The following is a 24,622-nucleotide window of genomic DNA, read 5'->3' as shown; positions in this document are numbered from 1 at the left end:
TGGGGGCTGAACCCACGTGGCTGACGAGAAGGAACTCCGCGAGTACCTCAAGCGGGCCATCACCGACGCGCGCGAGGCGCGCAAGCGCCTGCGCGAAGTGGAGGAGAAGGCACAGGAACCCATCGCGATCGTGGGCATGGCCTGCCGCTACCCGGGCGGCGTGGCCTCGCCCGAGGACCTGTGGCGCCTGGTCGACGACGGGGTGGACGCGGTGACGGGCTTCCCCGTCAACCGCGGCTGGAACCTGGAGGACCTCTTCGACGCGGACCCCGGGGCCACCGGCAAGAGCTACGTGCGCGAAGGCGGGTTCCTGCACGACGCCGACCTCTTCGAGCCGGAGTTCTTCGGCCTCTCGCCGCGCGAGGCGCTCGCCGCCGACCCGCAGCAGCGGCTCCTGCTGGAGACCGCCTGGGAGGCCATGGAGCGCGCGGGCATCGACCCGCAGGAGCTCCGCGGCAGCCGCACGGGCGTGTTCACGGGCCTGATGTACCAGGACTACGGGTCCCGCCCGCACCTGCCCGCGGAGGGCTTCGAGGGCTACCTCTACAGCGGCAGCGCCGGCAGCATCGCCTCGGGCCGGCTCGCCTACACCTTCGGCCTGGAGGGGCCGGCGGTCGCGGTGGACACCGCGTGCTCGTCGTCGCTGGTGGCCCTGCACCTGGCGGTGAACGCGCTGCGCCGCGGCGAGTGCGAGCTGGCGCTGGCCGGCGGCGCGGCGGTGATGTCCACGCCGACCGGGTTCGTCGAGTTCTCCCGGCTGCGCGGGCTCGCCCCGGACGGGCGGTGCAAGCCGTTCTCGGCGGCCGCCGACGGCACCGCCTGGTCCGAGGGCGTCGGCCTGCTGCTGGTGGAAAGGCTGTCGGACGCGCGGAAGAACGGCCACCGGGTCCTGGCCGTGATCCGCGGCTCGGCCGTCAACCAGGACGGCGCCTCCAACGGCCTGACCGCCCCCAGCGGCCCCGCGCAGGAGCGCGTCATCCGCCAGGCGCTCGCCAACGCGGGCCTGGCCCCCGCCGACGTCGACGCGGTCGAGGCCCACGGCACCGGCACCACGCTCGGCGACCCCATCGAGGCCCAGGCCGTCCTCGCCACGTACGGCCAGGGCAGGCCCGAGGGGAAGCCGCTGTTCCTGGGCTCCTTGAAGTCCAACACCGGCCACACGCAGGCGGCCGCGGGCGTCGGCGGCGTCATCAAGATGGTGCAGGCGATGCAGCACGGCGTCCTGCCCCGCACGCTGCACCTCGACGAGCCGACCCACCACGTCGACTGGGAGTCCGGCGCCGTCGAGCTCCTCACCGAAGCCCGCGACTGGCCCGAGGCGGACCGGCCGCGCCGGGCCGCGGTCTCCGCGTTCGGCATGGGCGGCACCAACGCCCACGTCATCATCGAACAGCCCGCCGAGGACGCCGAGACGGCCGGAGCGGCGCAGGACGCCCCCGCCGAGCCCGCCACGGCCACGGCCCCCATGGCGCTCGGCACCGTGCCCTGGGTCCTGTCGGCCAGGACCCCGGCCGGCCTCACCGCCCAGGCGGAGCGGCTGCTGGCCGCCCTCGGCGACGACCCCGCCGCCGGTCTCGCGGACGTGGGCCGCTCTCTGGCCACCACCCGGGCCGCGTTCGACGAGCGGGCCGTCCTCGTCGCCACCGACCGGGACGGCGCCCTTGAGCAGCTGCGGGCGCTGGCCGCGGACGAGCCGGCCCCGGGCGTGGTGCGCGGCCGCGCCGCACCGGGCGCGAAGACGGCCTTCCTCTTCCCGGGGCAGGGCTCGCAGTGGGCCGGCATGGCCGTGGACCTGCTCGACTCCTCCCCCGTGTTCGCCGCCCGGATCGCCGAGGTCGGCGCGGCCCTGGCGCCGTTCACCGACTGGTCGCTGGAGGACGTGCTGCGCGGCGCCGAGGGCGCGCCGCCCGTCGAACGCGTCGACGTCATCCAGCCCGTCCTGTTCGCCGTGATGGTCTCGCTGGCCGAGCTGTGGCGCGCGCACGGCGTGCAGCCGCAGGCGGTCGTGGGCCACTCGCAGGGCGAGATCGCGGCCGCCTGCGTGGCCGGCATCCTCTCGCTGGAGGACGCCGCCCGCGTGGTGACGCTGCGCAGCCAGGCCATCGGCCGCGGCCTGGCCGGCCTGGGCGGCATGGTGTCGGTGTCGCTGCCCGCCGACGAGGTGCGCGGGCGCATCGCCCCGTGGGGCGAGCGCATCCAGCTCGCCGCCGTCAACGGCCCCTCCTCGGTGGCCGTCGCGGGCGAGAGCGAGGCCCTGGAGGAGCTCCTGGCCTCCTGCGAGGCCGACGGCGTCCGGGCGCGGCGGATCAACGTCGACTACGCCTCCCACTCGGCCTACGTCGAGCTCCTGCGGGACGAACTGGCCACACTGCTGGCCCCCGTGAAGCCGCGCAGGGCGAGCATCCCGTTCTTCTCCACGGTGACCGGCCGGTGGGTCGAGGGCACCGAGCTCGACGGCGGCTACTGGTACCGCAACCTGCGGCAGACGGTCGAGCTGGAGCAGGCCGTACGGACCCTGCTGGAGCAGGGGTTCACCACCTTCATCGAGTCGAGCCCGCACCCGGTGCTGGCCATGGGCGTGCAGGAGACCGCCGAGGCCGCGGGCCGCGACGCCGCCGTGTTCGGCTCGCTGCGCCGCGACGAGGGCGGCCCGGACCGGTTCTGGCTCTCGCTCGGCGAGGCCTTCACGCGCGGCGCGGCCCTGGACTGGGAGTCGGTCTTCGCCGGCAGCGGGGCGCGCCGCACCGGCCTGCCGACCTACGCGTTCCAGCGCGAGCGCTACTGGCTCGACCCCTCCGCCGCACCCGGTGACGCGGCCGGGCTCGGCCTGGTCACCGCGGGCCACCCGCTGCTGGGTGCCGCGCTGGGCGTCGCCGGACGCGACGCCTACCTGCTGACCGGCCGGCTCTCGCGCCGCACCCACCCGTGGCTGGCGGACCACGCCGTCTCCGGCACCGTCCTCGTCCCCGGCACGGGCCTGCTGGAAATGGCCCTGCGCGCCGCCGAACAAGCAGGCTGCGACGAAGTCGAGGAACTCACCCTCGCCGCCCCGCTCGTCCTGCCCGAGAAGAACGGCGTACAACTCCAGCTCTCCGTCGGAGAAGCCGACGACTCCGGCCGCCGCAGCCTGCACATCTACTCCCGCCCGGACGGCGAGGACGGCACCGGTCTGCCCTGGACGCTGCACGCCGACGGCACCCTGCGCCCCGCCACGGGGCCGGCCCCGGACGCGGAGCTGCTGGTGTGGCCGCCGGCCGGCGCCGCCGAGGCGGACCTCACCGGCGCCTACGAGCGGGTGGCCGCCGAGGGGTACGAGTACGGGCCGGCCTTCCAGGGCCTGCGCCGCGCGTGGACCCTGGACGGCGACTTCTACGCCGAGGTCGCCCTCGCGGACGAACAGCACGCCGACGCCCACCTGTTCACCCTGCACCCCGCCCTCCTCGACGCCGCCCTGCACACCCTGCTGCCCGGCGTGACCGGTGAGGACCGGCCCGCGCTCCTGCCGTTCTCCTGGGCCGGGGTCGCCGTGCAGGCCACCGGCGCCACGGTCCTGCGCGTCCGCCTGAGCCTCACGGGTCCCGACGGGCAGAGCGCCGCGCTGACGGTGGCCGACGGCACCGGTCAGCCCGTCGCGACCGTCGCGTCCCTCACCCTGCGGCCCCTGTCGAAGGACGCGCTGGCCGGGGCGGGCAGCTCCACGCGGGACGGCATGTTCCGCGTCGAGTGGACCGAACTGCCCCTGGAGGCGGGCACCGACGACTCGGCGACGTGGGCCCTGCTCGGCGACGCCGCACACGGCCCCGGCCTGGGGGCGGGCCACACGTACGCCGGCCTGGACGAGCTGGCCGCCGCGGTGGCCGACGGGGCTCCCGTACCTCCCGTGGTCGTCCTGCCCCTGCTCCCGGCCGGTGCCGCCGGGGACAGCCCGGCCGGCCGTGCCCGCGCCGCCACGCAGCAGGTGCTGGAGACGGCACGCGCCTGGCTCGCGGACGAGCGCTTCGCGGACGCGAAGCTGCTCGTGGCGACCCGTGGCGCCGTCGCCGCGGGCGCCGAGGACGTCACCGACCTCACCCACGCGGGCGTCTGGGGGCTGCTGCGGTCGGCGGCCACGGAGAACCCGGGCCGGTTCCTGATCGCCGACCTCGGCGGAGCCGCGGACGCCGGCCGGGACGGCGACGGCCCCACGGCGGGCGCGCTGCTCTCCGCGGCCGTGGCATCCGGCGAGACCCAGGCCGCGGTGCGCGGGGGCCGGATCCTCACCCCCCGGCTCGCCCGGGCCCGCCGCTCCCCCGAAGCCGCGGACGGCACCAGGCCGCGCTGGGACGAGGGAACGGTGCTCATCACCGGCGCCACCGGCACCCTGGGCGCCGCCCTCGCCCGCCACCTGGTCACCGAACACGGTGCGCAGCGCCTCCTCCTGCTCAGCCGCCGCGGACCGGACGCCCCCGGCGCCGCCGAGCTCCGCACGGAACTCGCCGAGCTGGGCGCCGAGGTCACCCTCGCCGCCTGTGACGTCGCCGACCGCGAGGCTCTCGCCGGCACCCTGGCGCGGATCCCGGCCGAGCACCCCCTGAGCGCGGTGGTCCACACCGCCGGTGCGGTCGACGACGGCCTGCTGTCCGGCCTGACCCCCGAGCGCCTCGACGCGGTGCTGCGGCCCAAGGTCGACGCCGCCTGGAACCTGCACGAGCTCACGCGCGACGCGCGCCTGTCGGCCTTCGTGCTGTTCTCCTCGCTCGCGGGCCTGCTGGGCACCGCCGGCCAGGCCAACTACGCCGCCGGCAACACCTTCCTCGACGCCCTCGCCGCCCACCGCCGGGCCCACGGCCTGCCCGCCACGTCCCTCGCCTGGGGACTGTGGGAGGAGACCAGCGCCAGCACCGGCCACCTGGCCGACGTCGACCTCCAGCGCATGGCACGCTCCGGCCTGCTGCCGCTGGCGACCCGGGACGGCATGGAGCTCTTCGACGCCGCCGGTTCTCTGGACAACGCGGCCCTGGACGACGCGGTCCTGGCCGTCACCCGCCTGGACACCGCGGCCCTGCGCGGCCGGGAAGACGTGCCGCCGCTCCTGCGCGGGCTGGCCCCCGCCGCCCGCCGCCGCGCCGCCTCCGGCACCGGCGACGGCGCCACGCCCGCGCAGCGGTTCGCCGCGCTCGCCCCCGAGGAGCGGGACCGCGTCCTCACCGACCTGGTCCGTACGCATGTCGCCGGGGTGCTGGGGCACTCCGCGAACGCCGCCGTCGACGGCGACCGCGCGTTCAAGGAGCTGGGCTTCGACTCCCTGACGGCCGTCGAGCTGCGCAACCGCCTGCAGACGGCGACCGGCCTGCGGCTGCCCACCACCCTGGTCTTCGACCACCCCAACACCACCGCCCTCGCCGCCTACTTGTCGGCGCAGGTCGCGGGCGTACGGCCCGCGGAGCCTCGTACCGCCGCCGCGCCGGCGGGAAGGGCGGGAACGGCGGGGACGGCCGACGACCCCGTCGTGATCGTGGGCATGGCCTGCCGCTACCCCGGCGGCGTCACCTCCCCCGCGGACCTGTGGCGGCTGGTCGCCGACGGCCGCGACGCGGTCACCGAATGGCCGTCCGACCGCGGCTGGGACGTGGAGGCCCTCTACGACCCGGACCCCGAGCGCTCCGGCACCTCCTACACCCGCAACGGCGGCTTCCTGCACGACGCCGACCGCTTCGACCCCGAGTTCTTCGGGATGTCCCCGCGCGAGGCCCTGGCCACGGACCCCCAGCAGCGGCTGCTGCTGGAGACCGCGTGGGAGACGCTGGAGAGCGCCGGCATCGCGGCGGCCTCGCTGCGCGGCAGCCGCACGGGCGTGTTCACCGGCGTGATGTACCACGACTACGCCTCGCGCGTGCACACCGTCCCCGAGGACCTGGAGGGCTACCTGCTCAGCGGCAACGCCGGCAGCGTCGCCTCGGGCCGGGTGGCGTACACCTTCGGCTTCGAGGGCCCCGCGATCAGCGTCGACACGGCGTGCTCGTCGTCGCTGGTGGCCATCCACCAGGCCGCGAACGCCCTGCGCAACGGCGAGTGCGACCTGGCGCTGGCCGGCGGCGTGACCGTGATGGCGACGCCCATGGGCTTCGTGGAGTTCTCCCGCCAGCGCGGGCTCTCCCCGGACGGCCGCTGCCGCTCCTTCGCCGACGGCGCCGACGGCACCGGCTGGTCCGAGGGCGTCGGGCTGGTGCTCGTGGAGCGCCTGTCGGACGCGCGGCGCAACGGGCACCGCGTGCTCGCGGTGATCCGCGGCTCGGCCGTCAACCAGGACGGCGCCTCCAACGGCATGACCGCCCCCAACGGCCCCGCCCAGGAGCGCGTCATCCGCCAGGCCCTGGCCGGCGCCGGGCTGAGCAGCGCCGACGTGGACGCCGTCGACGCCCACGGCACCGGCACCACGCTCGGCGACCCCATCGAGGCGCACGCCCTCCTGGCCACCTACGGTCAGGACCGGCCGGACGGGCGCCCGCTGTGGCTGGGCTCGCTGAAGTCCAACCTCGGCCACACCCAGGCCGCGGCCGGCGTCGGCAGCGTCATCAAGATGGTGCAGGCGCTGCAGCACGGCGTCCTGCCCCGGACCCTGCACGTCGACCGGCCCACGCGGCACGTCGACTGGGAGTCGGGCGCCGTCGAGCTCCTCACCGAGACCCGCGACTGGCCCGAGACGGACCGGCCGCGCCGGGCCGGCGTCTCCTCCTTCGGCATCAGCGGCACCAACGCGCACATGATCCTGGAGGCGGCCGCTGCGGAGCCCGCCGGGGAACCTGACGGGAAGTCCGGCGGGAAGCCCGGTGGGAAGCCCGCGGCGGGGGTGGTGCCGTGGGTGCTGTCGGCGAAGACACCGGAGGCCCTGGCCGGCCAGGCGGAACGCCTGCTGGCCTTCACCAAGGCGAACCCGGACGTGCGCCCGCTGGACGTGGCCTGGTCGCTGGCCACCACCCGCGCCGCCCTCGACCACCGCGCCACCGTGGTGGCGGGAGACGACCGGGACGAACTGATCACAGCCCTTGCCGCACTCGCCGCCGGGCAGAGCGCCCCCGGCACCACGCGAGGCACCGGAGTCCGCACCGGCCGGACCGCGTTCCTGTTCACGGGACAGGGCGCGCAGCGTGCGGGCATGGGCGAAGAGCTCTACCGGGCCTTCCCCGCCTACGCGGCCGCCTTCGACGCCGTCACCGCCGCACTCGACCCGCTCCTCGACCGCCCCCTGCGCGACGTCATCACCTCGGGCGACGGGCTGGACGACACCGGCTTCACCCAGCCCGCCCTCTTCGCCGTCGAGACCGCGCTGTTCCGGTTGCTGGAATCGTTCGGCATCACACCGGATCACGTGGCCGGGCACTCGATCGGCGAGATCACCGCCGCCCACGTGGCAGGCGTCCTGTCGCTTACGGACGCGGCGAAGCTCGTCGCCGCGCGCGGCCGGCTCATGCAGGCGCTGCCTGCGGGCGGGACGATGATCGCCGTACAGGCCACCGAGGACGAGGTACTGCCGTTCCTCGAAGGCCACGACGGGCAGGTCGGGATCGCCGCCGTCAACGGCCCCCGCGCCGTGGTCATCTCCGGCGAGCACGAGACCACTGCCCGTATCGCCGACGAACTGCGGGCACAGGGGCACAAGACCAAGCAGCTCACGGTCTCCCACGCCTTCCACTCGCCCCTCATGGAACCGATGCTGGAGGACTTCCGGTCGGTCGTCTCCGGCCTGGCCTTCCAGCCGGCGCTGCTTCCCGCCGTCTCCACGGTCACGGGCGACGCCGTCTCCGAAGCCTGGACGTCTGCCGACTACTGGGTCGACCAGATCCGCCGCCCCGTCCGCTTCGCCGACGCCGTCCGCACCCTCCACAACGCCGGAGCCACCACCTTCCTCGAACTCGGCCCCGACGGCGTCCTCAGCGCCCTCACCACCGACACCCTGGACGCCTCCGGCAGTGCGCACGCCGCCGTGGCCGTACTCCGGCGCGACCGGCCGGAGGACCGCTCCCTCGTCACGGCCGTCGGCGAACTCCACAACCACGGCGTGCCGGTGGACTGGACCGCCTACTTCGCCGGAACCGGCGCCCACCGCACCGAGCTGCCCACCTACGCCTTCCAGCACCGGCGCTACTGGCTCGACGCCGGCACGGCACCGACCGACACCGCCGGCCTCGGGCTCACCCCCACCGGGCACCCGCTCCTGGGCGCCGCGGTCACCGTGGCGGGCACGGGCGAGACGCTGTTCACCAGCCGCGTATCCGAGCGCGCCCACCCGTGGCTCACCGAGCACGGCACGTCCACCCTGCTCACGTCCGCCCTGGTCGAACTGGCCGTGCGGGCGGGCGACGAACTCGGCTGCACGGTGCTCGACAGCCTCACCGTCCGCACCCCGCTCGTCCTGCCCGCGGACGGCGCCCTGCAGCTGCAGATCCGTGCCGGGGCGCCGGACGCGGACGGCCGGCGCAGCCTCGCCGTCCACGCCCGCCCGGACACCGGGGACGCGCAGTGGACCGCGCACGCCGAAGGCGTCCTCGCGGCGGACGATCCGCAGGGGCCTGCCCGCCGGCCGTCGGGCGAGCCCGGCGCCGAGGTCGCCCTCGCCGAGGACCTGCACGAGGAGGCCGTACGGTACGGGCTGCACCCCGTGCTCCTGGACGCGGCGGTCCTCGGCCACCCGTACACCGCGCGGGAGGGATTCACGCTCGTCCCGGCCGGCTGGCAGGGCGTCCGGCTCTACGCGACGGGGGCCGAAGCGGTCCGGGCCCGCCTGACCGGTACCGAGACCGGGACCGGGGAGAACACGGTCGCGGTGGAGCTGACCGACGACGGCGGGCGGCTCGTCGCCACCGTCGACGCACTCGTCTACCAGGAGGTCGCCGACGAGCAACTTGTCCGCGCCGCCCGGGGACCGGAGCTCCTGCACGTCGGATGGACGCCGGCCGCCACGGACGGCGGGCACGCCTCGCTGCGCTGGGGTGTGCTGGGTGAGGGCGAGGGCGAGTTCGCCGGGCGCCGGTTCGACGGCGTGGCCGCAGTGGCCGCGGCCGCGGAGTCCGGTGAGCCGGTCGACGCCGTCGTGGTGCCCTGGGTGCCCGAGGCCGGAGGCGACACCGTCGCGGCCGTGCACACCGCCGCGCTCCGGGTGCTGCGGCTGGTGCAGGAGTGGCTGGCCGAGGACCGGCTCGCCACCACCCCGCTCCTCGTCCTCACCCACGGAGGCGTCTCCACCGGCGACGAGGACGTCCACGACCTCGCAGCCGCCACCATCTGGGGACTCGTACGCTCCGCGCAGACCGAGGCCCCAGGCCGCATCGTCATCGCCGACACCGACAGCCCCTCACCGCAGAGCGGCACCCCCGCGGTCCTCGCCGGGCTCATCGCCTCCGGCGAACCGCAAGCGGCGCTGCGCAACGGCACCGTGCTCCTCCCCCGCCTGGCCCAGGTCACCGGCATCGGCGACGACGCCCGGCCGTGGAACCCCGAGGGCACCGTCCTCATCACGGGCGGCACCGGCTCCCTGGGCGCACTCTTCGCCCGCCACCTGGTGACCGAGAAGGGCGTACGCCACCTCCTCCTCACCAGCCGCAGCGGCCCGGACGCCCCCGGCGCCGGCGAACTCGCCGCCGAACTCACCGCACTCGGCGCCCACGTCACCATCACCGCCTGCGACGTCAGCGACCGCGCAGCCCTGGTCCGCACACTGACGCAGATCCCGGCCGGGCACCCCCTCACCGCCGTCCTCCACGCCGCGGGCATCGTGGACAACGCCTTGGTACCGTCCTTGACGAGTGATCAGATAGGGACGGTCCTGCGGCCGAAGGCCGACGCCGCCTGGCACCTGCACGAGCTCACGCGCGACATGGACCTCTCCGCGTTCATCCTCTTCTCCTCCGCCGCGGCGGTGATCGGCGGCCCGGGCCAGGCCAACTACGCGGCCGCCAACGCCTTCCTCGACGCCCTCGCCGCCCACCGCCACGCCCACGGCCTGCCCGCCACCTCCCTCGCCTGGGGACTGTGGGAACAGACCACCGGCGTCACCGCGGGCCTGGAGCGGGCGGACCGCAGCCGGATCGCCCGCGAAGGGTTCCGGCCCGTCACGGCCACCGGCGGACCGGATCTGTTCGACGCCGCGCTCGCGACGGGTCTCCCGGCCCTGACGGCCCTTCCCCTGGACCCGGCGGCGGCGCGCGCCCACGGCCGGGTCCCGGCCCTGCTGCGGGGCCTGGTGAAGGTGCCGTCCCGCAGGCCCGTGGCCCGCGCGGGATCCGGCGCGCCGGAGTCGCTGGCGCAGCGCCTGACCGGGCTGACCGGCGCGGAGGCTCAGCAGGTGGTGCTCGACGCGGTACGGGCGGAGGTGGCCTCGGTGCTCGGCCACGCCGACCACCGGGCGATCGAGCCCGAGCGGCCCTTCCAGGAGCTGGGGTTCGACTCGCTGACGGCGGTCGACCTGCGCAACCGGCTCGGCACCGCGGCCGGGCTGCGGCTGCCCGCCACCCTGGTCTTCGACCACCCCACGCCCGGGGCACTGGCGGCGTACCTGTACGCGGAGCTCGCGCCGGAGGGTGCGCAGGCCGCCCGTGCCGGGCTGGCCGAACTGGACGGCCTGGAGGCGGCGTTCGCGGCCATCGTGGCCGACGACCAGTCCCGTACCGCGGTCTCGCGGCGGCTCCGGACGCTGCTGTCCAAGCTCAACGAGGCCGAGGCCGGGGCGGCCGAAGAGGGCCCCGGCGCGGCGGAGTCGATCGCCTCGGCCTCGGCCGACGAGATCTTCGCCTTCATCGACAACCAGCTCGGCCGCGCGGCCGACTGACCGGCAGACTCACCGACTTTGTTTCCCGAGGAGATTTGGGTTTCGCATGCCTAGTGAAGAGAAGCTGGTCGAATACCTCAAATGGGTGACTGCCGACCTGCAGAAGGCGCGGCAGCGGCTCGCCGAGCTGGAGGCGGGCGACCAGGAGCCGATCGCGATCGTCGGCATGGCCTGCCGCTACCCCGGCGGGGTCGGCTCGCCGGACGAGCTGTGGCAGCTGGTGGCGGAGGGCCGCGACGCGATCTCGGAGTGGCCGTCCGACCGCGGCTGGGACGTGGACGGCCTCTACGACCCGGAGCCGGGCAAGCCGGGCCGCTCCTACACCCGCCACGGCGGTTTCCTCGACGGGGCGACGGGCTTCGACGCGGCGTTCTTCGGCATCTCGCCGCGTGAGGCCGTGTCGATGGACCCGCAGCAGCGCGTGCTGCTGGAGACCGCGTGGGAGGTCTTCGAGCAGGCGGGGATCGACGTCGCCACGCTCAAGGGCAGCCGGACGGGCGTCTTCGTGGGGGCCGTGGAGGAGAGCTACCTCGGGCTGAACGCCCCCGAGGAGTTCGAGGGCTACCTGATGACCGGCAAGCTGAGCAGCGTGGCCTCCGGCCGCATCGCCTACACCTTCGGCTTCGAGGGGCCGGCGGTGACGATGGACACCGCGTGCTCGTCGTCGCTGGTGGCCCTGCACCTGGCCGTCCAGTCGGTGCGGTCGGGCGAGTCGGCGCTGGCGCTGGCCGGCGGCGTCACCGTCAACGGCGACCCGGGCGGCTACGTCGACTTCTCCCGGCAGCGGGGGCTGGCGGCCGACGGCCGCATCAAGTCCTTCGCCGCCGCGGCCGACGGCACCTCCTGGGCCGAGGGCGCGGGCCTGGTGCTGGTGGAGAAGCTGTCGGACGCGCGGCGGAACGGGCACCGCGTGCTCGCCGTCGTCCGCGGCTCGGCCGTCAACCAGGACGGTGCGTCCAACGGTCTGACGGCGCCGAACGGGCCCTCGCAGGAGCGGGTGATCCGCGAGGCCCTGGCGGCCGCGAAGCTCACGCCCGCCGACGTGGACGCGGTCGAGGCCCACGGCACCGGCACCCGGCTCGGCGACCCCATCGAGGCCCAGGCCCTGCTGGCGACGTACGGCCGGCAGCGGTCCGGCGGGCGGCCGCTCTACCTGGGGTCGATGAAGTCCAACATCGGTCACTCGGTCGCCGCGGCCGGTGTGGGCGGTGTGATCAAGATGGTGCAGGCGATGCACCACGGCGTCCTGCCCCGCACCCTGCACGTCGACGAACCCACCCCCTTCGTCGACTGGGAGTCCGGCGCCGTCGAGCTCCTCACCGAAGCCCGCGACTGGCCCGAGACGGGGGCACCCCGCCGCGCCGCCGTCTCCTCCTTCGGGGTGAGCGGCACCAACGCGCACGTGATCCTGGAGGCGGCCCCCGCGGAGCCTGACGGGGAGCCCGGGGCGGAGGTGGAGCCGACGGTGGAGTCGCCGGTAGTGCCGTCGGTGGTGCCGTGGGTGCTGTCGGCGAAGACACCGGAGGCCCTGGCCGGCCAGGCGGAACGCCTGCTGGCCTTCACGAAGGCGAACCCGGACGTGCGCCCGCTGGACGTGGCCTGGTCGCTGGCCACCACCCGCGCCGCCCTCGACCACCGCGCCACCGTGGTGGCGGGAGACGACCGGGACGAACTGATCACGGCCCTGGCCGCACTCGCCGCCGGGCAGAGCGCCCCCGGTGTGGTCCAGGGCGACGGCACCCGTACGGGAAGCACCGCGTTCCTGTTCACCGGGCAGGGCGCGCAGCGCGTGGGCATGGGCGAAGAGCTCTACCGGGCCTTCCCTGCCTATGCAGCCGCCTTCGACGCCGTCGCCGCCGCACTCGACCCGCTCCTCGACCGCCCCCTGCGCGACGTCATCGCCTCGGGCGACGGGCTGGACGACACCGGCTTCACCCAGCCCGCCCTCTTCGCCGTCGAAACGGCCCTCTACAGGCTCTTCGAGTCCTTCGGCATCACCCCCGACCACGTGGCCGGGCACTCCATCGGCGAGATCACCGCCGCCCACGTCGCAGGCGTCCTCTCCCTCGCGGACGCCGCGAAACTGGTGGCCGCCCGCGGCTGCCTGATGCAGGCGCTGCCGGCGGGCGGGACGATGATCGCCGTCCAGGCCACCGAGGACGAGGTACTGCCGTTCCTCGAAGGCCACGACGGGCAGGTCGGCATCGCCGCCGTCAACGGCCCCCGCGCCGTGGTCATCTCCGGCGAACACGACACCACCACGCGCATCGCCGAACAGCTCAAGGCACAAGGGCACAAGACCAAGCAGCTCACCGTCTCCCACGCCTTCCACTCGCCCCTCATGGAACCGATGCTGGAAGACTTCCGCACCGCCGTCGCCGGTCTCGACTTCCGGCCGGCCCGGATCCCCGCCGTCTCCACGGTCACCGGCGAGCCCGTCACCGAAGCCTGGACCACCCCCGACTACTGGGTCGACCAGATCCGCCGCCCCGTCCGCTTCGCCGACGCCGTCCGCACCCTCCACAACGCCGGAGCCACCACCTTCCTCGAACTCGGCCCCGACGGCGTCCTCAGCGCCCTCACCACCGACACCCTGGAGACGGTGGACGGCGAGCACCTCGTGCTCTCCTCGCTGCGACGCGACCGGCCGGAGGACCGCTCACTCGTCACGGCCGTCGGCGAACTCCACAACCACGGCGTAGCGGTGGACTGGACCGCGTACTACTCGGGGACCGGCGCGCATCGCACCGACCTCCCGACCTACGCCTTCCAGCACCAGCGCTACTGGCTCGACGCGGGCTCCACGCAGTCGGGCGCCGCCGACCTCGGGCTCGCCCCCACCGGGCACCCGCTCCTGGGCGCCGCAGTGACCCTCGCGGGGTCCGACGACGCCGTGTTCACGAGCCGCGTCTCGCTGCGGACCCATCCCTGGCTCGCCGGGCACACGGTGCACGGTCTGTCCGTCGTGCCGACCGCCGCCCTGGTCGAACTGGCCGTCCGTGCCGGTGACGAGCTGGGCTGCACGGCCGTCGACGAGCTCACCGTCCACACGCCCCTCGTGCTCCCCGAGCGCGGCGCCCTGCAACTGCAGATCCGCGTCGGGCGACCGGACGCGGACCACCGCCGGGCGCTCACCGTCCACGCCCGCCCCGACACCGCCGGCGCCCCCTGGACCACCCATGCGGCGGGCCGGCTGAGCTTCAGCGCGCCCAAGGCGTCGTTCGGCCTGGCCGAGTGGCCGCCGGCGGACGCGGACGCCGTCGCGACCGAGGACGCGTATGCCGCGCTGGAGGCGGCGGGCGCGGGGTACGGCCCCCTCTTCCAGGGGCTTGCGGCCCTGTGGCGGCGGGGCGACGAGCTGTTCGCCGAGGTGCGGCTGCCGGAGGACGCGCAGGCGGGGGCGGCCGGGTTCGGCATCCACCCCGCGCTGCTGGACGCGTCGTTGCACGCCCTGCTGGTGGCCGGGGAGGGCGGGGCCCCGACGGCTCGCATCGCGGCCGGGTGGAGCGGGATACGGCTGTACGCGACGGGCGCGACCGCCCTGCGGGTCCGGCTGACGCCCGCCGGCGGCGGGGCGTACGCGCTGCAGCTCGCCGACCGCGCGGGGCGGCCCGTCGGATCCGTCGACTCCGTCGCGCTGCGCCCGGTTACGCCGGAGGAGGTCGGCGACGTCCGGGAGCGGCGCCAGGACGCGCTCTTCCACCTCGGGTGGACGCCGATCGCGCTCGCCGGGGCGGAGGCCCGATTCCGCTGGGGCGTCCTGGGCTCCGGGGAGTTCGAGGGTGCCCGGTTCGAAGGTGAGCAGTCCGCCGCCGAGCGGTTCGACAACGTGGCCGCCGTGGCCGCGGCCGTGGAGGCCGGCGGCGCATTCGGGGCCGTCGTGCTCCGTACGGAACCGGCGGACGGTGCCGACGTGGCCGGTGGCGTGCACGCGGAGACGCTCCGGGTGCTGGGGCTGGTGCAGGAGTGGCTGGCCGAGGACCGGCTCGCCACCACCCCGCTCCTCGTCCTCACCCACGGAGGCGTCTCCACCGGCGACGAGGACGTCCACGACCTCGCAGCCGCCACCATCTGGGGACTCGTACGCTCCGCACAGTCCGAAGCCCCCGGCCGCATCGTCATCGCCGACACCGACAGCGGCACCCACAACCTCTCACCGCAGGCCGGCACCCTCGCCGCGCTGATCGCCTCCGGCGAGCCTCAGGCTGCCCTGCGCGACGGCACCGTGTCCGTCCCCCGCCTGGCCCGCGTCACCACCACGGCCGGTGACGCACAGGAGTGGGACCCGGAGGGCACCGTCCTCATCACGGGCGGCACCGGCTCCCTGGGCGCACTCTTCGCCCGTCACCTGGTGACCGAGAAGGGCGTACGCCACCTCCTCCTCACCAGCCGCAGCGGCCCGGACGCCCCCGGCGCCGACGCGCTCACGGCCGAACTCACCGCACTCGGCGCCCACGTCACCATCACGGCGTGCGACGTCACCGACCGCACCGCACTCGCCGCCCTCCTCGCCGCCGTCCCCACCGCACACCCCCTCACCGCCGTCCTCCACACCGCAGGCGTCGTGGACGACGGTCTGGTGTCGGCCCTGACCCCGGAGCGGCTGGGGCGCGTGCTGAGCCCGAAGGCCGACGCCGCCTGGCACCTGCACGAGCTCACGCGCGACGCGAACCTCTCCGCGTTCATCCTCTTCTCCTCCGCCGCGGCGGTGATCGGCGGCCCGGGCCAGGCCAACTACGCCGCCGCCAACGCCTTCCTCGACGGACTCGCCGCCCACCGCCACGCCCACGGCCTGCCCGCCGCCTCCCTCGCCTGGGGACTGTGGGAACAGACCACCGGCGTGAGCGGCCACCTGGAGGAGGCCGACTACAAGCGCATCGCCCGCTCCGGCCTGCTGCCGATCACCGAGGCCGCGGGGCCGGCGCTGCTGGACGCCGCGCTGGGCCTGGGCCGGCCCGCGGTGGTCGTCACGCCCATGGACCTGGCGGCCCTGCGGGAGAACGCCGCCCAGGCGCCCCTGGTCATGACCGCCCTGGCCGGGCCCACGGTGCGCCCGGCGGCCCGGAACACCGACGCGGGGCCCGGCTCGCTGGCCGGCCGCCTCGCGTCCATGGACGAGGCCGGGCAGCAGCAGGTCCTCCTCGACCTGGTGCGCGGGGAGATGGCGGCGGTCCTGGGCCGTACGGACCCGGGCGCCATCGAAGCGACGCGCCCGTTCCAGGAGGTGGGCTTCGACTCGCTGACCTCCGTCGAGCTGCGCAACCGCCTGGGCGCCGGCACCGGGCTGCGGCTGCCGTCGACGCTGGTCTTCGACCGGCCCACGCCGGCCGCGCTCGCCGCCTACCTGCGCGACGCCCTGCTGGAGTCGGTGGCGGGGGCGGGCACGTCCGCCCGCCACACGGTCGACTTCGCGGCCGAGGTGCGCCTCGCCGAGGACGTCCGGCCGGCGGCGGAGGTCGTCCGCGGGGCCGACGACCCCGTGGAGGTCTTCCTGACCGGCGCCACGGGCTTCCTCGGGGCGTTCCTGCTGCGCGACCTGATGCGCTCCACGCGGGCGACGGTGCACTGCCTGGTGCGCGGCGAGGACGAGGCGGGCGCCCTGCGGCGGCTGCGCGCGAACATGGAGTGGTACCGGATCTGGGACGAGGTGGACCCGTCCCGGCTGAGGATCCTGGTCGGCGACCTCGCCGCGCCCCGGCTGGGCCTGACGGAGGAGCGGTTCGACGCCCTGGCCCGCAGCGTGGACGTGGTCTACCACGCGGGGGCCACGGTGCACTGGCTGCGCCCGTACACCGAGCTCAAGGCCGCCAACGTGGACGGCACGGAGGAGGTGCTGCGGCTGGCGGCACGCCACCGGACGGTGCCGGTCCACTACGTGTCGACCGTGGGCGTCTTCGCGGGCGCCGTCACCGAGGGCGTGCCCCTGAAGGTGGACGACGTCACGGGCCCGGCGGAGATCCTGCCCACCGGCTACGTCCAGAGCAAGTGGGTCGCCGAGCAGATGATCGGCCTGGCGCGGGAGCGCGGCCTGCCGGTCTCCGTCTACCGCGTCGACGTGATCTCGGGCGACCAGGTCAACGGGGCCTGCCAGACGCGGGACTTCGTGTGGCTGAGCCTCAAGGGGCTGATCCAGGCCGGCGCCGTGCCGGACAACCTCGCGGGCGCGGTCCACGCGGTGCCGGTGGACTACGTCAGCTCCGCGATCGTGACGATCTCCCGGGAGGGCGCCCACACCGGCGGGACGTACCACCTCTACAACCCGAGCGCCCTGTCGTTCACCCAGTTCGCCGACCACCTCCGGTCGTTCGGGTACGCCCTGGACGACCTGGACTGGCGGACGTGGCGGGCACGGGTGACGTCGGACCCCGACAACGCCATGACCCCGCTGCTGGAGGCGTTCGAGGTGATGGTCTCCGACAGCGGCTCCTTCTACCCGCCGTTCGACACCTCGGACACGGAGGCGGCACTGCGGGGCACCGGGGTGGAGTGCCCGGAGCTGAGCGGCGAGCTGTTCGGGAAGTACGTCGACTTCTTCGTCGAGGAGGGCTGGTTCCCGCGCCCGCGACCCGCCGTCACCTCCCCGTGAAGAAGTCCCGCACCCTGCGCCGCCCCCGGCGCTCCGCCGTGTAGTCGTCGTCCGCGTCCTCGTCGGGCCCCTGCAGGACGGTCCAGCTGACGGCCGAGACCGCGGGTTCCAGGGAGAGGCGGCTGACGGCCTCCTCCAGGAGGCTGTCGTCGCGGCGCTCGGTGGTGAGGTCGGCCGACACGACGACCTTGCCGGGGGCCTCGGCGTCCGCGCTGTAGACCGAGCGCAGCCGGAAGCCGGGGCGGGCGACGGCCTGGACGGCGAGGGTGCGGACGTGGGCCTCCTCGGGCTCGGTGCACACGACCTCGAAGTGGTAGTCCGTGGCCACTTCGGCGCCGCCGTGCGGCCCCCGGTCGAGGCCGCGCGCCAGCGGCCTGAGCAGGGTGTTGGCGCCGACCACGCCCACGGTGCCGAGCGCGGCCACCACGTACAGCCCGGTCCCGGCGAGGGCGCCGACGGCGGCCGAACACCACAGGGTCGCCGCGGTGTTGAGGCCGCGCACGCTCAGCCCGTCCCGCATGATGACGCCCGCGCCGAGGAAGCCGATGCCGGAGACGATCTGCGCGGCGACGCGGGAGCCGTCGTAGCCGGTCGTGCTGGTGGCGGAGGCGAAGCCGTACTGCGAGAGGAGGACGAAGAGGGCGGATCCGGCCGCGACCAGCGCGTTGGTGCGCAGGCCCGCCATCCGGGCCCGCCACTGGCGTTCCAGTCCGATGATCGCACCGAAGCCCAGGCCGGCCGCGATGTTGGCCGCCATGTGCCACTCGTTGACCACAACCATGATCCACCTTCCTCGTCGGTATCTCTATCGGCCGGTCACGGCCAGGTGTTGAATCGGCCGGTCACAGCCAGGTGTTGAATCGCCGGATGTACCAGGTCTTGACCGCCTGGGTCAGGGCGCAGTACGCCAGCAGGATCGCGATCAGCCACGGGAAGTAGCCCATCGGCAGCGGCTCCATCGAGAGCGCCGGGGCCAGCGGCGAGAACGGCAGGAGGATGCCGAACGCCATCACCACGGCGGTCATCACCATCACCGGGGCCGAGGCCCGGGAGCCGATGAAGGGCACCTTGCGGGTGCGGATCATGTGGACGATCAGGGTCTGGGACAGCAGGCCCTCGATGAACCACCCGGACTGGAACAGCGTCTGGCCAGCCTCGCTGTCCGCCCCGAAGACGTTCCACAGCACCAGGAAGGTGGTGATGTCGAAGACGGAGCTGATCGGCCCGATGAAGAGCATGAACCGGGCGATGCCCTTGGCGTCCCACGTGCGCGGCCTGCGCAGGTACTCCGGGTCCATCCGGTCCCAGGGCGTGGCGAGCTGCGAGACGTCGTAGGCGAGGTTCTGCACCAGCAGGTGGATCGCCAGCATCGGCTGGAAGGGGATGAAGGCGCTGGCCACCAGGACCGAGAAGACGTTCCCGAAGTTCGAGCTCGCCGTCATCTTGATGTACTTGATGGTGTTGCCGAAGGTCGTGCGCCCCTGCTCGACGCCCTGCTCCAGGACCGTCAGGTCCTTCTCCAGCAGGATGATGTCGGCCGACTCCTTGGCGATGTCCACGGCCGTGTCGACGGAGATGCCGACGTCGGCGTCCCGCAGGGCCGCGGCGTCGTTGATGCCGTCGCCCAGGAAGCCCACGGTGTGCCCCTCGGCCTGGAGCGCCCGGACGATACGGGCCTTCTGTACGGGGTTGGTCTTGGCGAAGACCGTGGTGGCACGGACCAGGGCGCGCAGCTCCGCCTCGTCCAGGGTGTCGATGACGGCCCCGGTCACGACGGCCCCCACGTCGATGCCGACGTCGGCGCAGACCCGCGCGGCCACGAGCTCGTTGTCGCCCGTGACGACCTTGACGGCGACGCCCTTCTCGGCGAGGGCCTGCAGGGCCGCGGCGGCGTCCGCCTTCGGCGGGTCGAGGAAGGCGAGGAAGCCGACGAGGGTCAGCCCGTCCTCGTCCTCGACGGTGTAGGTGTCCCGGCCGGCGGGGAAGGCGCGGGTCGCGACGGCCAGGACCCGCAGCCCCTGCCGGTTGTTGTCCTCGGCGGTACGGGTCACGCGGCGGCGCAGCCCGGCGTCGAGCTCGACGCGGCGGCCGTCCTCGGTCATGTGGGTGCACAGCGCGAGGACTTCCTCGACGGCGCCCTTGGTGATGAGGCGGTGTTCTTCGACTGCGTGCTCGGCGGCACCGGCAGGACTGCCGAGGTCGTTGCGGCTCAGGACCACCGACATGCGGCGGCGGGCGAAGTCGAAGGGGATCTCGTCGACCTTGGTGAAGCGGGCGTCGACGACAACCTCCTCGGCCTCGAGCACGCGGTCGATGACCGCCTGGTCCATGAGGTTGCGCAGCCCCGTCTGGAAGTGGCTGTTGAGGTAGGCGTATTCGAGGACCTCGGCGTCCTCCCGGCCGTGCACGTCGAGGTAGCGGTCGAGGACGATGCGGTCCTCGGTGAGCGTGCCGGTCTTGTCCGTACACAGCACGTCCATGGCGCCGAGGTTCTGGATGGCGTTCAGGCGCTTGACGACGACCTTGCGGCGCGCCATGGCGACGGCGCCGCGCGCGAGGTTGGTGGTGACGACCATCGGCAGCATCTCGGGCGTGAGCCCGACGGCCACGGCGACGGCGAACATGAACGCCTCGTTCCAGTCGCCTTTGGTGAAGCCGTTGACGGCGAACACGAGCGGGACCATGACGAGCATGAAGCGGATCAGCAGGAAGCTGACCTTCTTCACGCCGGCGTCGAAGCTGGTCTCGGGGCGCTCGCCGACGAGCGATCCGGCCATCGACCCGAAGTAGGTGTCCGCACCGGTGGCGACGACCACGCCGGTGGCGGTGCCGGAGGTCACCGAGGTGCCCATCAGGCAGAGGTTGTCGGCCTCTACGGGGTCGGTGGTCGTGGACTGCCCGTAGTCGTGGGTGCGCGTGTCGGCCTTGGCGACCGGCAGCGACTCGCCGGACAGCGCCGCCTGGCCGACCATGAGGTCCTTGGCGGTGAGCAGGCGCAGGTCGGCGGGGACGAGGTCGCCCGCGGACAGGCTCACGACGTCGCCCACGACGACCCTGTCCATCGGGATCTCGACGGTGGCCGGGGCCGTGTTGCGGCCGTCGCGGCGGCGGACGGCGGTGGTCGTGGTGACGAGGGCGCGCAGGGCGGCCGCGGCGCCCGCCGAGCGGTGCTCCTGCCAGAACCGCAGCAGGCCGCTGACCAGCACCATCGCACCGATGATGGGGATCTTGGGGTCGAAGGGCTCCTCGTCGGCGGCCTGCAGCCACTGCACGTACATGATCGCCAGCAGGGCGACCAGGATCATGATGAAGGGGTTCCAGAACGCCTTGGCGAGCCGGGCGTACCAGCGGGGGCCGGTGTCGTGTGCGACGACGTTGGCCCCGTCGCGCGCGAGCCGCAGCTCGGCGTCCTCCTGGCGCAGGCCGTGGGGCGTGGCGCGGGTGTCCTGCAGGACCTGCGCGGCCGGCCATCCGCTGATCCGGGCCAGCCGGTCGCCGGCGGCCCGGGTACGGGCCTCCAGCTCGGCGGTCTTGCGCTCGCGGCGCGTGCGGCCCGGCGGAGCGAGCTTGCCGGGGGTGAGGGTGGTGTTGGTCATGGCGGAACCTCTCTCCGGGCACGACGGCACGACGGCATGACGGCATGGCCGAGCGGCCGGGCCGTGGGCACGGAAAAGTCGGTGGGAAGCCCGATGAAATCGGCGAAGACAGCCGAAAGGACTACGGGAACGGCCGGGAAACGGCCGGATCAAGCCCGGATAAGGGCCGGGTAAGGGGAAATGCGCGCAACAGCGCCGGGGTACACGACCCCGTACGTCAGCTCAGCGAATCAGTTCAGCGAGTCAGCGCACTGCGCAAGCAGAAACCGCACTGAAGCGAGGACTTCCCTCGGGACTCCGACTGGTCATCCCGATCACCTCCTCGCTCGTACGAACAGTGCAGGCACCGCGCGGAATACACGCCAAATGCGGCCGGAGCGGCACCTTCAGCGTCTAGCTTGCCATATGACGTCAAGCCGTCCGCAATCAGTAGGTCATACAAGGGTCAAAATCATGGAAGAGACCGGCCCGGGGCCCGGGGAGGAGCAGGCGCCGCCGCCGCTGGTCCGGCGGAAGGCCGCCCGCTGGTGCGCGTGGCTGCTCCTGCTGCTGGTGAGCGGGCCGCTGCTGTGCCGGGCGTGCGACGTGGACGGCGTCACGCCGATGCCCCAACTGCTGGCGTTCCTCCCCTGGTTGCTCGCACCGGCCGGGACGGCGCTGGTGCTCGCGGCGGGCACCCGGTGGCTCACCGGCTGTGCGTGGGCGCTGGTGGCGGTCCTCGGCACGCTGTACTTCCTGCCCCCGTACGCGGCGGGCCGGGCGCCGGCGTCCGGGCCGGTGGTGGCCCGGCTGCGCATCCTGACGGCCAACCTGGAGTTCGGCGGGGCCACCCCGGGTCTGCTGGAGGCGCTGCGGCGCGAGAAGCCGGACCTGGTCTCGGTGCAGGAGTGCGCACCGGAGGAGTGCGCACCGGCCCTGGAGGGCGCGCAGGTGCGGGCCGCGTTCCCGTACCGGGTGATCGTCGGCGGCGGCAGGGCGCAGGGGTCGGCGCTCCTGAGCCGGTTCCCGCTGCGGCCGGACGGCGCGGTGCGCGGGACGCTGGCGATGCCCCGGGCGCTGGTGCAGGTGGCGGGGGCACAGGTGCTGTTCCAGGTGGCGCACCCGATGCCGCCGGTGGCGGGCGGGCTGGAGCTGTGGCGGACGGAGCTGGGCCGCATCCGCGCCATGGCCGCCGGCCGCGGCGAGGGCCCGGCCGTCATCGCGGGCGACTTCAACGCCTCGCAGGACCACGCGGCCTTCCGCTCCGTCCTGGACACGGGGATGCGCGACAGCGCGGCCGTGCTCGGCCGCTCCCGGACCCCCACCTGGCCGTCGCTGACGGCGCCGCCGCTGGGCGCCCAGATCGACCACGTCCTCCTCAGCTCCGCCCTGCAGCCCGACCGGGCCCGCTTCCTGGACCTGCCGGGCACCGACCACCGGGCGCTGGTGGTGGACACGACGCTGCACGGGTGAAGGCGGGCCCCTGGCCGGCCCGGACGTCACACGGGCGTCAAACGGGCGGCAGCACGTCCGGCCCGATGACGGGCGTGTCGTCGTCGTGCAGCCCGCTGCACGGGGGGCGGTGCTTGCAGGAGAAGCCGCGGCCCGTGCAGTACTGGCAGAGGTGAGCCCCCGTCATATTGCCGCCCTGGCCGGACTGGTTCAGGTAGAGGACCGCGGCGTGGTAGTCCCCGCTCCCCCTGCACCCTTTGCAGAAGGCGTGCGGGCCGGGGCATGCCTCTTCGGGCTCACTCATATCCGTGATGATGCGCGCCTGCCGCAGGAGCCGTACCCCACTTGGGCACGACTCCTCCTTTCTGCGTACGGCCCCCGCCCTTCGGCGTAGGTCCCTCAGCTCATCCGCAGCGCCAGGAAGAAGTCCAGCTTGTCCTCCAGGCGCGACAGGTCCCGGCCCGTCAGCTGCTCGATCCTGCCCACCCGGTACCGCAGGGTGTTGACGTGCAGGTGCAGCCGCGTCGCGCACCGCGTCCAGGAGCCGTCGCAGTCGAGGAACGCCTCCAGCGTCGGGATGAGCTCGGCGCGGTGGCGGCGGTCGTAGTCGCGCAGCGGGTCCAGGAGCCGGGCCGTGAAGGCGCGGCGGACGTCGTCGGGGACGAAGGGGAGCAGCAGGACGTGCGAGGCCAGCTCCTGGTGACCGGCCGCGCACACGCGGCCCGGGCGCGCGGCGGCGACCCGGCGGGCGTGGCGGGCCTCCTCCAGCGCCCCGCGCAGGCCCTCCGCCGAGTGGACGGCGGCGCTGACGCCGAGCGTGAGGCGGCCGTCGTCGTCGAGGCCGCGGGAGAGCGGCTCGCGGACGGCGTCGAGGATCCGGTCCGCGTGCAGGCCGGGGACGCGGCCCTCCTCGCCGCCCTCCGGTCCGGCGGGCACCGCGGGCAGCGGCACCAGCGCGACCGCCTCGTCGCCCAGGTGGGCGACGGCGATCCGGTCGGACGGCTCGGGCCCGGCCGCCTCCGGGGCGACGAGCATCTCCTCCAGCAGGGCCTGGGCGACGGGGCCGCCCGGGATGTCGCCGTCCTCCCACTCGACGCGGGCGACGACAACCTGCCAGTGCGGCGCCGTGCCGAGGCCGGGCAGCAGGACGGGCGCGGCGACGCGCAGGCGGGCGGCGATCTCCGCGGGGGCCGCCCCCGTCTGGACGAGTTCGAGGACCTCCTGGGCCAGGCGGCGGCGCACCGTGCGGGCGGCGTCACGCCGGTCCCGCTCCACGGCGATCAGCTGGGTGACGCCGTCGAGCAGGTCGAGCCGCTCCGGCGACCAGTCCCCGGCGTCGGCCTCGACGGCCAGCAGCCAGTCCGACAGGACCGTCTCGCGCACGTCGCGGGCCGCCAGGGCGCGGCCGCTGTGGCTGATGGGGAAGAGCGAGTAGGTGTCGCCGGCGACGGTGACCCGGTGCGGGCCGCGCCGGCCCGTGCGCGAGGCGGCCAGGTGCTCGCCGGCCAGGGCCGCGCTGACCGCGGCGGGCAGCTCGGGCCCGGCGCCCGCCAGCGAGGAGCCGGCGATGGGGCGGCCGGTCGGGGAGAGCACCCACGCCCGCAGGTCGAGGTCGGAGCCGAGCAGGTCGAGGACGACCTCGGGGCCGCCGCCCGCCGGGCCGGACGTCATCAGGCGGCGGTGCCGGTCGACGACCGCCGCCAGGTCCCCGGCGCGCTCGCTCGACACCTGCCGGACGACGTGCTCGGTGATGGACGCGAAGGAGACGTTCTCGTTCACGGAGAACAGCGGCAGGCGGTGGCGGGCGCACGCCCGGATCAGGTCGTCCGGGATGGAGGCCATCTCGGCCTCGCCCGCCGCGAGCCCCGCCACGCCCGCGCCCGTGAGGATCCGTACGAACCGCTCGGAGTCCTCCGGCTCCCGCCGCCAGGCGAGGCCGGTGAGGACCAGCTCGCCGCCGGAGAGGTAGCGGCTCGGGTCGCGCAGGTCGGTCGTCATCACGCCGCGCACCGTGCGGTCCAGCTCGTCGTCGCCGCCGAGCAGTCGGAGGCCCAGCGCTTCGGTCTCCAGGAGTGCGCGCAGCCGCATCGTGGTCGCCGCCGATCTGTCTTGTTGTTACCAGTGGAATGCAGTGAGGTTTCCCAACCCCGTCTTTCGTTCGAATCTACAAGATGAGCGCTCTGGCCAGCCAACCGCTTCATGTTT

Annotated in this window: 7 protein-coding genes; 3 read left to right on the top strand and 4 right to left on the bottom strand. The window is 74.5% G+C overall.

Features of this window, described 5'->3' with window-relative positions; genetic code table 11:
- Nucleotides 1-16: 16 nt before the first annotated feature.
- Nucleotides 17-10,804, top strand: a complete 10,788-nt coding sequence (locus IE241_RS01575; RefSeq protein ID WP_190019724.1) for a type I polyketide synthase — start codon at nucleotides 17-19, stop codon at nucleotides 10,802-10,804.
- An 85-nt stretch (nucleotides 10,805-10,889) separates the two neighbouring features.
- The gene (locus IE241_RS01570) at nucleotides 10,890-17,390 is read left to right on the top strand and encodes a thioester reductase domain-containing protein (RefSeq protein WP_444545143.1); all 6,501 of its coding nucleotides are present in this window, start codon (nucleotides 10,890-10,892) and stop codon (nucleotides 17,388-17,390) included.
- Here the strand turns inward: IE241_RS01570 and IE241_RS01565 are convergent.
- Nucleotides 17,377-18,171, bottom strand: a complete 795-nt coding sequence (locus tag IE241_RS01565) for an MgtC/SapB family protein (RefSeq protein WP_229898671.1) — start codon at nucleotides 18,169-18,171, stop codon at nucleotides 17,377-17,379. The two genes, IE241_RS01570 and IE241_RS01565, sit on opposite strands and share 14 nt — an antisense overlap.
- A gap of 61 nt (nucleotides 18,172-18,232) precedes the next feature.
- Nucleotides 18,233-20,986 (bottom strand): magnesium-translocating P-type ATPase, encoded by a 2,754-nt coding sequence (gene mgtA, locus IE241_RS01560; RefSeq protein WP_190019722.1) that lies wholly within the window; start codon nucleotides 20,984-20,986, stop codon nucleotides 18,233-18,235.
- A 453-nt stretch (nucleotides 20,987-21,439) separates the two neighbouring features.
- Here mgtA and IE241_RS01555 point away from each other — a divergent pair, with 453 nt between their 5' ends.
- Nucleotides 21,440-22,438: an endonuclease/exonuclease/phosphatase family protein gene (locus tag IE241_RS01555; protein ID WP_190019721.1), complete on the top strand. Its 999-nt coding sequence runs from the start codon at nucleotides 21,440-21,442 to the stop codon at nucleotides 22,436-22,438.
- 37 nt (nucleotides 22,439-22,475) lie between these two features.
- Here the strand turns inward: IE241_RS01555 and IE241_RS01550 are convergent, their stop codons facing one another.
- Both IE241_RS01550 and IE241_RS01545 read right to left on the bottom strand, forming a co-directional pair.
- Nucleotides 22,476-22,721: a hypothetical protein gene (locus tag IE241_RS01550; RefSeq protein WP_190019720.1), complete on the bottom strand. Its 246-nt coding sequence runs from the start codon at nucleotides 22,719-22,721 to the stop codon at nucleotides 22,476-22,478.
- 95 nt (nucleotides 22,722-22,816) lie between these two features.
- Nucleotides 22,817-24,505 (bottom strand): PucR family transcriptional regulator, encoded by a 1,689-nt coding sequence (locus tag IE241_RS01545; protein WP_190019719.1) that lies wholly within the window; start codon nucleotides 24,503-24,505, stop codon nucleotides 22,817-22,819.
- Nucleotides 24,506-24,622 lie beyond the last annotated feature (117 nt).

It is taken from the genome of Streptomyces hiroshimensis (assembly GCF_014650335.1).
In the GTDB taxonomy this organism is placed as follows: domain Bacteria; phylum Actinomycetota; class Actinomycetes; order Streptomycetales; family Streptomycetaceae; genus Streptomyces; species Streptomyces hiroshimensis.
The sequence above is the reverse complement of the archived record's forward strand: the minus strand, read 5'-3'. Positions and strand labels throughout refer to the sequence as shown.